This window comes from Calothrix sp. PCC 7507 (genome assembly GCF_000316575.1).
In the GTDB taxonomy this organism is placed as follows: Bacteria; Cyanobacteriota; Cyanobacteriia; order Cyanobacteriales; family Nostocaceae; genus Fortiea.
On sequence record NC_019682.1, the window covers coordinates 708,724 to 722,778 of the forward strand.

The window sequence follows — 14,055 nt, forward strand, 5'->3', positions numbered from 1 at the left end:
GCATAAACGTGAATAAAGTTTGCCACAGATGAAGGTTAAGCCTACTAATGTTAGCAAGAGAATCGCAAGTATGGATATTACCTTGATTACATCGCTACTCGCGGATAAAGTTTTCCACACACAAAGGTCAAGATTATCAGTGTTATTAGCAAAATTGTCACATCCAAACCGAAGCCATAGACGCTAGAACCACCAAGCAACATTGTGCTGCGTAAAGCGTCAACCTGATACGTCAAAGGATTTATGTGAGAAATGAACTTTAACCAGTCTGGCATCATGGAAATCGGATAAATGGCATTACTGGCGAAAAACAGCGGCATAGTTAACATTTGACCGATTCCCGTCATCCTTTCTCTAGTTCTGGCCAAACAGCCAATGATTAATGAAAAAATGCAAAAGCAAGCTGCACCCAACATAACTAGCAGTAGCACTTTCAGAATAGCTAAAGGATTAAGGTTAAGTTTGACACCCAGTAAAAATGCTAATGCATAAATAAATACTGCTTGTGATAAACACCGCACCCCACATGCTAGAGCTTTACCTAAAACCATCGCCACACGAGGTGTAGGACTAGCCAGGAATTTATGCACAATCCCTAAATCTCGCTCCCAGATCAGCGTCATCCCCCCAGTAAAAATTGCTACATATAGCACACTCTGAGCTAAGATGCCGGCAGACATAAAGTCTAAATAAGATAAGTTCCCCGTAGGAATAGAGCGAATGCGGGAGAACACTTGCCCAAAAATCAGCAACCATAGTGCCGGTTGCACAGACCTGACTACTAAATCAGTGGGGTCATGTCTGAGTTTCCGCACTTCTAATTCAGCAATTACCAAGGTTTTTATAACTAGGTTATAAATTGCAGATATCAAGTTAAATCGGCGAATTGGTGAGGCTTCAACCCAACCTCTGTGCAGTACGTCTGGTTCTTGCTGTGTCACGGTAGCTGACTCCTGATGCTAACTGGTTCCCTGTATAGTGAATGAAGACATCATCCAAAGTGGCGTTTTCTTGACCTAGAGAAGCTTTTAAATCACTTGGTATGCCCGTCATTATTTCCTTACCTTGTTCCATAATCGTCACGCGATCGCACAGAATATCAGCTTCTTCTAAAAAGTGGGTAGTTAAAAATATAGTTGTGCCATACTCTGCACAAAGTTGTTGTACGAGCTGCCATACTTGTGTCCGAGCGAGTGGATCTAAACCGACAGTTGGTTCATCGAGAAACAAAATTCGGGGTTGATGCAGTATGGATTGGGCAATTTCTAACTTGCGAATCATCCCGCCAGAGTAGTTGCGGACTAAGCGATGCGCTGCATCCTCTAAACCCATAAAACCCAACATGTCGCGAATATGGCGCTCCCGTCGTGAAGCAGGAATGTCATATAGCTTGGCAAAGATTAAAAGATTTTCATACCCTGTGAGACTACCATCAGCCGAGAGCGCCTGGGGTACATAACCAATGACTCGTCTAACAGCGTTGGGTTGATGAGTCACATCGTAACCAGCTAGGGTTGCCTTCCCCGCACTCAGAGGCAGCAAGGTAGTCAACATCTTAATCACAGTACTCTTACCTGCCCCATTTGGTCCAAGTAAGCCAAAGACTTCACCCTGTGCCACAGATATGTTTAAAGTATCAACCGCAGTTATTTTGCCAAAGTTACGCGTCAGTCCCTGGGTTTCCAGAATATTTGGTTGCGGATTACTGGCAGGCGGTTCTGACAGATTTGCTTTTCCCGTCAGTCTGATCACAATTTTGATACGCTTCCCAATAGTTAGATTAACTAATTATTAGTTTCTCAATATATTTACCAGAAGTCAATAGTTTTTTCTCCCAGAAAATCCGCAGTGCTAATTTAATGGACATAGGAGTGAAAAAGAATGTAGAGACGTAGCATTGCTACGTCTCTACAAGGGTTCTGGATAACGCATATTTAATAGGCATGTCCGATTGACAAGGGTTTCACGTTAAGTTGACATGTATGGGCACTGCCGTGACCCTACAAGCGACGATATAATTTTGTATTGCATCCAACTGAGAACCGCTATATATAAAATAGCCCTAAGCCAAGTCCTAGTGGTTTGTCAATTTTGTTTTGAGGGGTTTTTGGTAGTGCGGGCCGAAAAGCCCGCGTGAGCGAGACGCTCACACTACAGTCCCTCATTTCAACCCTGACAGACTACTAGAGTTTTGTTTGTTTATCGTGGAGAGCCTCTGTGGCATCCTGGGCTGAAAGTGGTCGGTAAAACAGGAACCCTTGTACATCTTCACAGTTAATAGATTTCAAAAATTCCAGTTCCTCTGGCTTTTCTACACCTTCGGCAGTTAGTTTTAAACCCAAACTTTGCCCTAAAACCACGATCGCTTTGACAATGTGAGCTACTTTGCTATTCGTTGTCAACTCTTGAACGAAAGACTTATCTATTTTCAGATGGTGGAGTGGCAACATCTGTAGGCGCGAGAGGGAAGAATGACCTGTACCAAAGTCATCGATAGAGAGGTGAATACCCATCTGTCGGAGATTTTGTAGTAAATTTGTGGTGAATTCTAGATCTTCAATTGCCGTCGATTCTGTAATTTCTAACTCTAAAAAGTTGGGATCTAGCCCCGTCTCTTGTAAGATTTTACTCAAAGTTTCCATTAGATCTGGTTGGCGAAACTGTTTGAGGGACAGATTGACCGCAATAGATATAGGTGGCAATCCTGCATCTTGCCAGGCTTTATTCTGGCTACACGCTGTTCGCAATACCCATTCCCCAATAGAGACAATCGATCCATTGGCTTCGGCTAGAGGAACAAAGACACTGGGTGCTACTAATCCCATTTCTGGGTGATGCCAACGTAACAAAGCCTCCATGCCAGTAATTTTTCCCGTGATGATGTTGACCTTGGGCTGGTAATATACTTTTAATTCTTTTCGCTCTAAGGCATAGCGCAAATTCTTCTCTAAAGTTAGCTGTTCAGGATTCTTATTACTGAGGGAAGTAGTATAGAACTGGTAGTTATTCCTGCCGGCATCTTTGGCATAATACAAGGCGGCATCTGCGTGCTTGATCAGGGTTTCAGCATCAGCACTGTTATCATTGAGCAGGGAAATGCCAAGGCTGGCACTGATATAAAGTTCGTGTTCTTCGAGATCAAAAGGTTTCTCGAAGGCTTGTAAAATTCTCTGGGCTACCTGGGTGACTTCATCTACATCATTGACTTGGGGTAATAAGATCGTAAACTCATCGCCGCCCCAACGAGCGATCGTATCCCCACCTCTGAGACAGTCTTTTAATCTTTGCGATACACACAGTAATAATTTGTCTCCTAGGGTATGTCCTAGAGTATCGTTGATCACTTTGAAACGATCTAAGTCGAGAAACATCACAGCTAAACTTTCATGACTCCGAACCGCGTTAGGCAGGGCTTTAGCTAATAACTCATTAAACAGTAGGCGATTGGGTAATCCAGTGAGTAAATCATGTAGAGCTTGGTAACGAATCTTTTCTTCTACCTGCTGGCGCTGTCTAGCACCGCTGATACTCGCAGCCATTGTCAAGAGTGTGGATTCTTCATGCTTTGACCAGTTGCGCTCTTTTGCACAGTCGGCTAAACCTAGGTATCCCCAAAACTTTTCTCTCAAGCGTAGGGGTACTAAGAAGAGGGATTGAACACTGTCTCGGCTGAGGATTTTTTGTTCGGTGAGGGGAAATTCTCTAGTAATTCCTTTGATAGATTTGCCGTTAGAGAGGGTACTGTACCATCGGACTAGTCCTGATGATTGATAAGGTTGATTCTGCCAGTGGTCACGAGAAGTTTCCAAACCTGAGCGTGTCCATTCAAACCGCAGACTTACTGCCATCTCTCCTGTAGTGGGGTGGGAATGGTTTCTGAAGAGGTAGGCGCGATCTGCTTGGGCTGCTTCACCTAACACGGCGAGAACTTTTTCAATGGCTGTCTGATAGTTCATTTCTGCCAGCAAGTAATTGGTAGCTTCTGCAACTGCTTGTAGTAGGCGATCGCGTTGGCGGAGTTCAGCAGCAGCTTTTTTTTGCTCAGTAATATCTCTGATAACAAAAGTTCTAATTAAATCACTTTCAGGTAGATAATGAATTGATTGTTCAAAAATTTCTGTACCAACTTTTACCTCACGAACAAAAGAGTTACCCTTGCTATTTTTAACTGCATTGAGAATGCCCTCCATGATGGGGTGTTCTTTCCCGACTTCTCTGAGTTTGGGAAACTTGAGAGCTGCAGCTGGATTAAGATAGGTAACTATTCCCTCTAAATCTATCTCAATAATGGGATTGGGAATGAGTTCTGGGAAAGATGCTAGGCGAGCTAATGCTGTCTCACTGGCTTCTTCAAAGCGAGCATCAGGGGTGATGAGGGTTTCAAAGGGATTGGCCGGATTGGCTTGTTCTGAAAGGAAGCCAGACAAGTCTTCTGCTTCACAAGATGCAGAAAATAATTGCTCTGACAGGTTAGAGATAGTATAGTACTTTGCATTAACTTGATTATTCCCAAAGGCAATGATATCTCCATGCTGGAGGGTGTGAGACAAGCATTTACTACCATTGACAAATAAGCCATTAGTACTTTGTTTGCCTTTGAAGTTGCCATCAATAATCCGAAAACCATATCTGTCAGTTTCTGGAACAGTTACCCGCAATAGAATGGCGTGCTGTCTTGATACTGAGCGAGAACGCAGAACAATAGCGTTGCTGGAATCCCTTCCGAGAGAATAAGTAGCCTCTTGGAGGGGAATGGTTCGCTGCCCTTGCATGTCTTGAACGACCAATAGGTGGCGTATTTTGTCCCGCCCATTTTCTGACATACCTCTTCCTCACATTCTCATATCTTTAGGTTTTTGTTGGAAAAATACTACTCTAATAAGTTTTTATAGTTGCCCACAGACTAGGGGAATGGGCCAAACAGGTGACTCTTCCCCATGCTCAAAAACTCCATCCCCTTCTGGGTGGAGTTTTTCATTTTGAATTTCATATCCAAATTCAGCAACGCTATTTTTATGATGGTTGTCCTAGCTGTTTTCGCAAATCACGAAGAAGATGAGGAAAATTGGAGCCTTTCGGTCAGTGTTTTCCACTTTTTTCTGTCTTCAATACCCAGAATAAAATCAAATGGTTGATATTATACATAGTATGATTGCGGAAATTTGTTTGAAGTTTGGAAAATGTCCTGAAGAACTAAAAATCTGACCTAGAGAGAATTTAAGATAATAGTTTGAAAAAAGGAACTTAGTAATTTTGCTAAGAATAAGGTAAAGATAAGGTAGAAAATTTTACTTTACATCCTATTGATAGTTAAATATGATCATTGTGGATTGTTGGTAAGAGATGAGGAAAATACTGTAGACAGTTTTTCCAACTGTCCTAACTGGGGTAGGCAAGTTTAGGTAAAGCGATCGCCTTAAATCCACTTTAGTCCTCCTCCTCTTAAGCACTAAAGTGCTGACTACAAACTTCTCAAAATTAATGGGACAGACCGCTGGGGTGTTCACTCTGTGCCTTTTTAGGTGATAAAAATTCATGCAAAACATGAGCCAAAAACGGGTAAACTTTATCAAAATCCACAGCCTAGTACGCCACGGCGTAAATCAAGCTACCATTCTAAAACCACAAAAAGCCTACAGTAAGTAACTTGGCGTAAATAATTGTCGCTGGGATAAGGCAATAGGCAATAGGTAGAAGGGTTTGAGCCTTGTTTACTTTTCTTCACACAGTTTGCTTTTATTGTGCCCACTTACTTATATACTTCATACTTCATACTTCATACTTCATATAGTAGTTACTTCACAGCCTGCAATTGCTTGACTCTTGGCATAATTTCTTCAGCAAAGCGAGTCATTTCTGGCACAAAGGGATTGAATTGCAGCATAAAGGTTTCGATACCTGCATCAACGAAAGCTGCAACCCTGGTAGCTACCGTGTCATAGCTGCCAACTAAGCCTGCGGCTGTACCACCATTACCCCCAACTGCGGGATTTTTGGCGAAGAGTTGGAACATCACGGCTTCTGGATCAACGCCTTTAGCAACACTTAATTTTAAGTGTGCTTCTTGTTGCTGGAGTGCCATGAGTCGCTCTAGTTCTACTTGTGCCTCAGCGTCTGTAGAGCGAGCAATCACAAATGCTGATAGCCCAAAACGTATTGGTTGGGGTAGCTTGCGCTCTCGGCGCAAAACTTGTTTAATTACCTGACGCACATCTTCAATTGGCTGACCATTAATAAAGTAGATATCTGCCTGTTCAGCTACTAAAATTTGTGCTGGTTCAGATGCACCACCTAGATAAATTGGGGGATGGGGTTTGGCGATGGGCGCAGGGTTGAGCTTCAAATCTGTGATTTGAAAATATTCTCCTTGGAAGTTAACCCTCTCTCCACTCCAAAGTGCTTTGACAACTCTTAACCATTCAGCGGAATAGCGGTAGCGCTCATCGTGGGGCGGGAACGGGATATTAGTACGTTCCATTTCAGGGCGGAACCAAGCACTGATTAAGTTGATGGCAAAACGTCCATTGCTAATAGCGTCAATTCCCAGCGCCATCTTCGCTAGAACAGCCGGATGGAAAAGTAGAGGTTTAATGGCGGCGATGATCTCAATTTTTTCTGTGGCTTCTGCTAAAGCTGCAGAAGCCGTCCAGGTTTCTAGCTGCTCTAATTCTAGGCTGCGGGGGTTGGCGATGTGCTGTGCTACCAAAGTTGAGGCGTAGCCCAAACGTTCAGCTTCTAGAATCAGCGATCGCGTCCGCTCATAACTAGCGTCTCTGGGTTCTTCTGGCGTGTCCAGCGGCCCAAAGTTACCGCCAACAGGTGCCCAAATACCATAGCGTGGTTCTGACATATTGTTCTCCTAGATGGGGAATGGGGACTGGGGATTGGGGATTGGGGATTGGGGATTGGGGATTGGGGAATAATGACAAATGCCAAATGCCAATTTTTAATTAAGTCCTAAAGAATCCCTTAAAGTTTTGCCGGGATATTCTTTGCGGAATAATCCACGTTTTTGTAATTCTGGGATCACTAAATCGACGAACTCTTCAAATGCTCCCGGTAAATAAGCGGGGGAAATCACAAAGCCATCGCCTACTTCGTCTCGAAAGAGGGTTTCTAGTTTGTCGGCTATTTGAGTTGCAGTACCCACCAATTGCGGGACAGATAGGCTTCTACCGTAAATTTTGCCTAAATCTTTCAAGGTGACACTGGCTTCTAAATTCAGTCTTTGCAGCACACCAGATAGTTTTTGGAAATCTTGAACTTCCACTTTTTCTACTGATTGCTCTAGGGAATATGGGGAGAGATCAACAGCCAAATGGTTAGACATAGTTAATAAGCCAGCCATCGGATGTACTAACTCATTGTGAAAAGCTTGTTTTTCTTTGGCAATTGTCTCTGTCTCTCCTACAAACGGCATCACCGCAGGCAGAATTTTACAAGTATCTGGATCACGTCCATATTTAGCCATGCGAGTTTTGACATCCTGATAGTAGGATTTCATCAATGCGGGATTGGGACTAATTTCAAAAATTAATTCTGCCCATTTAGCAGCAAACTCTCTACCTTTATTAGAAGCGCCGGCTTGAATAATTACTGGACGCCCTTGGGGTGAACGCGGGACAGTCAATGGTCCCCGTGACTTTAACCATTGCCCGACATAGTTAACATAATTTACTTTTGTGGGGTCAGCAAAAATACCATTTTCTTGATCCAAGACTAATGCGCCTTCTTCCCAACTACCCCAAAGTTTGGTAGCAACTTCGAGGAATTCGTCGGCGCGATCATAGCGTAGGTCATGTTCTAAATGCTCATCAAAGCCAAAGTTCCCAGCTTCGCTAGCTCTACTCGAAGTGACTACATTCCATGCTGCTCGTCCTCGACTCAGGTGGTCGAGGGTAGCAAATCCCCGTGCTAGGTCATAGGGTTGATAGTAAGTGGTAGAACGGGTGATACCAAGACCAATATGTTTAGTAGCAACTGCCATTGTCGTAGCTAGCACTAGCGGATCTAGCCTGAGTGCCCCTTGAGCGCCATACTTCAGACTTTCAGCAAAATTCCCGCCATAGGTATCGGGCATTGTTAAGGAGTCTGCAAAAAATACTAAATCAAATTTGCCTCGTTCTAGTACTTGGGCAATTTTTTGATAATATTCAGGTTCCAGAAAGCCTAATTCAGTCCTGGGGTGTCGCCAAACAGCATGGGAGTGAACCACTTGGGAAGCGAGTAAGAAACCTGCTAGATGTATTTGTTTCATATCTGATCATTTTTTATATGTGCGATCGCAGTGGTTTTGATTTAGAAAAAAATTATTAAGTATTGATTTGTGGTTTGATTTTCATTACATCGACCTGAACACTTGAATTAATGGCTCTTTTGTTAAAACTACGGTAACTTGGTCGAATAACTGTAGTATACTTGCTGAGTAAAAACATCCCATAGATAGTAGGAAAAAGCAATAGCAGTTGTTAATCTTAAGCAGAAACTGCTTGAATCAGCCTTGGGAGATTAAATTTTAATTTTGTCAGGAAAATTTACATGATTATTGATCCTGCCCAAATTGACCCACGAAACACTTATCAATTACTCATCGGTTCCATTGTTCCCCGACCGATCGCTTGGGTATCAACCATTGCCAGTGATGGGACACCAAACGTTGCACCATTTAGCTTCTTTATGGGTGTTACAGGCAATCCCCCGACTCTAGCCATTTCCAGTGGCTCTCGGCGTGGGACTAAAAAGGATACTTTGGTGAATGTGGAAAAATCGGGAGAACTGGTAGTCAATATAGTTTCCGAAGAATTGGGGAACGAAATGAATCTCACTAGTGGTGAATTCCCTCCAGATGTGGATGAGTTCCAGGTAGCGGGACTAACCCCCATACCCTCACAACGAGTGCGTGCGCCACGAGTGGCTGAGTCGCCAATTAATATTGAGTGTGTGCTGAAACAGGTAATTTATATTGGTAATGAGGGAAGCGAATCGGGATTAATTATTGCTGAGGCTGTGCTATGGCATGTCCGCGACGATTTGCTGACACCGCAAAACACCATTGATGTCAGCAAACTACATGCGATCGGTCGTCTATCGGGAAACTGGTATACCCGCACCCAAGATTTATTTGAAATTACCCGTCCTGCTTCCCAGCCTCCGAAAATTTGAGGCTTTAGGGAGAAAAACCAGTTATTCCCCATTTTTTATGACTACTACTCGTCTACCAGAATCAGCAGCTGAGATTACCAATCTTTCTGCAAGTGAACTTGTATCACTATATCAACAGCGATCGCTCTCTCCTGTAGAAGTAACAAAGGTTGCTTTAGAGAGAATTTCTACGTATAATCACTTAGTTAATGCTTTTGCGCTTGTTGATGAAGAATCATCCTTAGCAGCAGCTCGTGCATCTGAAGCTCGTTGGCTGCAGGGTAAGCCGTTGGGTATTGTTGATGGCATCCCGACTACGGTCAAGGATTTGCTGTTAACTAAAGGCTGGCCGACTCTGCGCGGTAGCAAAGCCATTACGCCCAATCAATCTTGGTCAGAAGATGCGCCAGCCGTGGCGCGATTGCGAGAACAGGGGGCGGTATTTATTGGTAAAACCACAACATCTGAATTTGGATGGAAAGGTGTCACCGAGTCTCCCTTAACTGGAATTACACGCAATCCTTGGAATCTGGATCTCACAGCAGGGGGAAGTAGTGGCGGCGCGGCGGTGGCAGCGGCTTTGGGTATGGGTACATTCCACCTCGCTACTGATGGTGGGGGATCGTCGAGATTGCCGGCAGGATTTACAGGTGTCTTTGGTTTTAAGCCTAGTTTTGGGAGGATTGCCGGTTATCCCTCAGCCCACACTGGCACATTGTTTCATGTTGGGGTTTTGGTTCGCAATGTAACTGATGCAGCACTGATGCTAAATGCGATCGCTCATCCTGATCCTCGTGATTGGTATGCGTTACCTGATGATCAGGAGGATTATGTAGGGGAGCTAAATCGCGGTGTGGCTGGATTACGAATTGCTTACAGCCCTAATTTAGGATATGCCGAGGTGGAACCGGAGATAGCAGCATTGGTGAAAACCGCAGTCAATGTGTTGGCACAGCAAGGAGCCATTATCGAGGAAGTTGATCCCGGTTTTGAGAATCCCTACAAAATCTTCCGGACTTTTTGGGTAACGGGAGCCGCCAAACTACTGCGTTCATTTAGCCCAGAGCAAAAAGCTTTAGTTGAAGAAGGCTTGCGAGCTAATGCTCAAGAAGGCGATCGCATTAGCCTTGCAGAATATCTCAGTGCCAACGATGCGAGGGAAGACCTTGGTCGATACATGCAACATTTTCACCAAACTTACGATTTGCTGATTACTCCCACCTTGCCTGTAACAGCTTTTCCAGTCGGCCAAACCTCACCTCAGTCATCTCTCTACCCTCAAGGGCTGAACTGGTCTCCTTTCACTTATCCTTTTAACCTCACTCAACAACCAGCCGCATCAGTACCTTGTGGCTTTACTCAAAATGGTTTGCCTGTAGGAATGCAAATTGTGAGTGCAAAATATAGAGATATATTGGTGTTGCGTGCCGCTAAAACCTACGAAAATTTCCAGCCTTTTAGAACACCAGAGCAGTTTTTATCAGATAATTGATTCCCCCTAGCTCACACTAGTAGTCTGTCAGGGTTGAAATGAGGGACTGTAGTGTGAGCGTCTCGCTCACGCGGGCTTTTCGGCCCGCACTACCAAAAACCCCTCAAAACAAAATTGACAAACCACTAGTTGTGAACTTGAGGGGGATATGTAATATCTGTCGTCAGCTATGCGACATTTGATTGCATCCCACCCTGAAGATGAAAACTCTGATAGGGGAGCCACTGCTTTAGGCGGGTTCTTCGACTTATAGCAAGGGCGGGCATCTTGCCCGCCCTGAGTATGCAAATTAAAAGTGTATTAGCCTATTCTTTTTTGAAATTGGTTTTACCTTATTTTCAAAACGAATTTTAAATTAACTGCGCTACTATTCTTTAGAAGCTGTTAGCCCCAACTGGACACGTGAGTAACGGAAATAAACCCTGAGCAAACGTAACCAACGCATCCAAACTAGTGATGGTTGCTCAAAGAAAGTGAAAATATCACCAAAACCCTGGTTAGTTTTTTGATGATGCAGCCAATGTCTCTCAGGAGTGGTGATAAATAGAATTTGACACAAAAAAGTCACAAACTTTGGAGTTTGCCAATCCAAAACACTGACGTGTCTCCACCATACATGAAACTGACCCAAGAGCAATCCAGCGATCACGCCAATTGGTGAGAAAGACCACAGAACTACTCCCATCAGCACATAAGGCAAAGCACCAAGGATACCATCTAAAAGAACCTGGGCATTGAAGGTCAAAATAGCGTAGTGGCGGAAGTCTTTCTTCCAGGAGTGGTGTGTTTTCAGGTGGAGGCTACCAAAAACATGCTCGGGTACGTGATAAACGAAGGTAGATAGGAAATCGCCAAAAAATAGTAATAGCCAAGCAACAGCGATAGCCTCAAGCATTTGTACTCCTCAAGTTTAGTAAGAAAACTCCACAGAAAAAATGCAAATCTCATGGTGTGTGCGTGGACGCGACGATGGACACTTGTTACCCGTTGGAAAGGTATTTCGCCGATAACGGGATGGCAGTCACCTGGGTTGGGTTAACCTCTCCGTTGGCACAGCGTCTGCGATAGCAGGAAAAAATATGATCTACAATTTTGCAGATCAGACTTCTTTGTGCAGTGCTGACTCACCACGGCACAGGTTTGGCAACGCGCTGCCTCGCCAACCCTCCGAAGTATTGTAAGAAGAAAGCCTCCCGCCATAATCTTTCCACAACGTAGTGTCCTCCAGTTTTCGCATCAAAGCACCTTGTGGATTTACGCTCCACTTTATTATGCTCAGAATCTATGTAATTCTAGGAAGTTGCAATTTCATGAATCCATGTCCTAAACGCATTGAACAGCAACTTGTAAGAGCCTCCAACGTGAATTTTGGCTCTGGGTTGATGGAATTGATACATCTAAACCCCAATTGGATATTGTATTTTGCCATAGTAACCTCACAATCTTCTGACTAAGGCTTACGGTATTAGCAAAGGTTGAGTTAAAACTGGTACAAATTTAGGTTAAGATTCTCTTTAAAATTTATCAGCTAACTGGAGCAAATGCGCGCCAAATTTGCAGAACTCAGGCACAAGATGCAAATTTTTATGATTATATCGATAAAATTCGGGGCATCTGGTAACTTTGCAGATGACCCAATGCGGATTTAATTTTTGAGTTCAACTCGGCGGAACTCGGTTGGTGGATTGGGGACTTTCTCGTGAGCGCAGGGAAGAAGAGTCGGTGTATTGTTTACGCAGCTTTTCTAGAGTTTCATATATATTGGTGCGATTTTCGGGAGTGGCGATCGCTCTTACAGATTTTTCGAGTTCAATTGCTTGGGTTTCAATCTCTTGATATTCTTCGCGGCGGGCTTTACGGAATAGTTCGATGATTTCCTGATCGGCTAATCCCTCAAAAAGCTCTACTCGCATCACCAACGCCTCACCTTTCGCCTGTTGAACTTCCTGAGCCAACCACTGGAAAGATTCAACACACTCATCGCAAGCAGGCAATACGTGAATACTACCTTTCAGTGAAATAGCTCCCAATCGCCGCAACCGTCGCCACAACGTGACACGAGGACTAGAAGAGGATTTAGAAGGTAGCGAGTAAGAAAAAACTATCCAACTCAAATTTTGACACCTCGATTTAAAGTTAAAAATAATAGATGAGGAAGAGTATGGAGTAAAAGAGGAGGAGAATAATTAATATTTTTGAAAGACAGCGGTTTTCTTTCTTAGTGAGGTACAGTTTTAAATCGCAAATCCTGTAGGGGTGGGGTTTCCCCGCCCTCTGTTGTATTGCATCCGACCGAGAACCGCTATATGCAGTCTAGTTCATAGTTAGATGACTCACAAAGAGGAGAAGCCTAGCATGATAACCTTAGAAGTGGCGGTAGAAGGATTTTCGCAAGTTCCAATTATTGATATTCAGCCACTGGTTTTTGGTAAAGGCGATCGTTCTGTAGTAGCAGATCAAATTGCTCAGGCGTGCCGTGAATGGGGATTCTTTTATATTATCGGACATGGCGTAGATGAAGAGTTGCAGCAACGGCTAGAACAACTCAGTCGAGGGTTTTTTGCTCAAGATTTAGAGACAAAACTCGCAATCCGCATGGCTTTAGGTGGTAAAGCTTGGCGGGGATATTTTCCTGTTGGAGGTGAACTGACATCAGGTAAGCCTGACTTAAAGGAGGGTATTTATTTTGGTGCTGAGTTGGGAGAGGATCACCCCCTTGTGAAAGCTGACACACCGATGCATGGTGTTAACCTCTTCCCAGCCAATATTCCCCTGTTCCGCGAGACAGTGCTGGAATATATGGAGGCGATGACAAACTTGGGACACACTCTCATCGCTGGTATTGCTCTCAGCCTGGGTTTAGAAGAATCTTACTTTGCTGATCGTTACACTTCGGAGCCGCTGACGCTGTTTCGCATCTTTAATTATCCTCCTGATTTATCACACTTAGATGATCAACCCAGATGGGGTGTTGGTGAACACACTGATTATGGTGTTTTAACTATTCTCAAACAAGATGACTTAGGCGGGTTGCAAGTGAAATCCAAGTCAGGCTGGGTTGCTGCGCCACCGGTTCCTGGTTCGTTTGTGTGTAATATCGGCGATATGCTCGATCGCATGACGGGAGGATTATATAAATCTACACCTCATCGTGTGCAGAATTTTTCAGGAAAAAATCGTCTTTCGTTTCCGTTCTTTTTTGATCCCAATTTTGATGTTGAGGTGAAACCAATTGAACTGGATGCAGTGGTGAATGACGATAGCAAAGAACGCTGGGATGGGGCTAGCGTTCATGATTTTCGTGGAACCTATGGCGATTATGTTTTGGGTAAGGTGTCTAAAGTGTTCCCAGAGTTGCGACGTGCAGTTTTGTAGAAACTAAGTTGGTAAACTGGGCTAAGGAATATCTCTGTAGCCCTGTC

The 14,055-nt window shown here is 43.9% G+C and carries 10 protein-coding genes; 3 read left to right on the forward strand and 7 right to left on the reverse strand.

Annotated elements, in window-relative coordinates:
- Positions 1–86 precede the first annotated feature (86 nt).
- From CAL7507_RS03160 to CAL7507_RS03185, 5 genes are all read right to left on the reverse strand, one after another.
- Positions 87–941 carry an ABC transporter permease gene (locus CAL7507_RS03160; protein ID WP_015126977.1) on the reverse strand — a complete coding sequence of 285 codons (855 nt, stop codon included), beginning with the start codon at positions 939–941 and terminating at the stop codon, positions 87–89.
- On the reverse strand, positions 898–1,752 hold the full coding sequence (locus CAL7507_RS03165; protein WP_015126978.1) for an ATP-binding cassette domain-containing protein: 855 nt from the start codon (positions 1,750–1,752) through the stop codon (positions 898–900). The genes CAL7507_RS03160 and CAL7507_RS03165 overlap by 44 nt, the downstream gene beginning before the upstream one ends.
- Positions 1,753–2,183: 431 nt before the next feature.
- Positions 2,184–4,823, reverse strand: a complete 2,640-nt coding sequence (locus tag CAL7507_RS03170) for an EAL domain-containing protein (protein ID WP_015126980.1) — start codon at positions 4,821–4,823, stop codon at positions 2,184–2,186.
- Between the two features lie 971 nt (positions 4,824–5,794).
- The gene (locus CAL7507_RS03180; RefSeq protein ID WP_015126981.1) at positions 5,795–6,850 is read right to left on the reverse strand and encodes an LLM class flavin-dependent oxidoreductase; all 1,056 of its coding nucleotides are present in this window, start codon (positions 6,848–6,850) and stop codon (positions 5,795–5,797) included.
- Positions 6,851–6,946: 96 nt separating this feature from the next.
- Positions 6,947–8,257 carry an LLM class flavin-dependent oxidoreductase gene (locus CAL7507_RS03185; protein ID WP_015126982.1) on the reverse strand — a complete coding sequence of 437 codons (1,311 nt, stop codon included), beginning with the start codon at positions 8,255–8,257 and terminating at the stop codon, positions 6,947–6,949.
- Positions 8,258–8,538: 281 nt separating this feature from the next.
- On the opposite strand from CAL7507_RS03185, the gene CAL7507_RS03190 reads away from it, so the two are divergent.
- Entirely contained in the window at positions 8,539–9,162 is a 624-nt protein-coding gene (locus CAL7507_RS03190; RefSeq protein WP_015126983.1) for a flavin reductase family protein, read from the forward strand.
- Between the two features lie 37 nt (positions 9,163–9,199).
- On the forward strand, positions 9,200–10,633 hold the full coding sequence (locus tag CAL7507_RS03195; protein WP_015126984.1) for an amidase: 1,434 nt from the start codon (positions 9,200–9,202) through the stop codon (positions 10,631–10,633).
- Between the two features lie 367 nt (positions 10,634–11,000).
- Here the strand turns inward: CAL7507_RS03195 and CAL7507_RS03200 are convergent, their stop codons facing one another.
- Together CAL7507_RS03200 and CAL7507_RS03205 are read right to left on the reverse strand one after the other, a co-directional pair.
- Complete coding sequence (locus CAL7507_RS03200; RefSeq protein ID WP_015126985.1) at positions 11,001–11,528, reverse strand: sterol desaturase family protein; 528 nt, start codon at positions 11,526–11,528, stop codon at positions 11,001–11,003.
- 763 nt (positions 11,529–12,291) lie between these two features.
- Positions 12,292–12,747 (reverse strand): Chromate resistance protein ChrB, encoded by a 456-nt coding sequence (locus tag CAL7507_RS03205; protein ID WP_015126986.1) that lies wholly within the window; start codon positions 12,745–12,747, stop codon positions 12,292–12,294.
- A gap of 241 nt (positions 12,748–12,988) precedes the next feature.
- Here CAL7507_RS03205 and CAL7507_RS03210 point away from each other — a divergent pair, with 241 nt between their 5' ends.
- The gene (locus CAL7507_RS03210; RefSeq protein WP_015126987.1) at positions 12,989–14,008 is read left to right on the forward strand and encodes an isopenicillin N synthase family oxygenase; all 1,020 of its coding nucleotides are present in this window, start codon (positions 12,989–12,991) and stop codon (positions 14,006–14,008) included.
- Positions 14,009–14,055 lie beyond the last annotated feature (47 nt).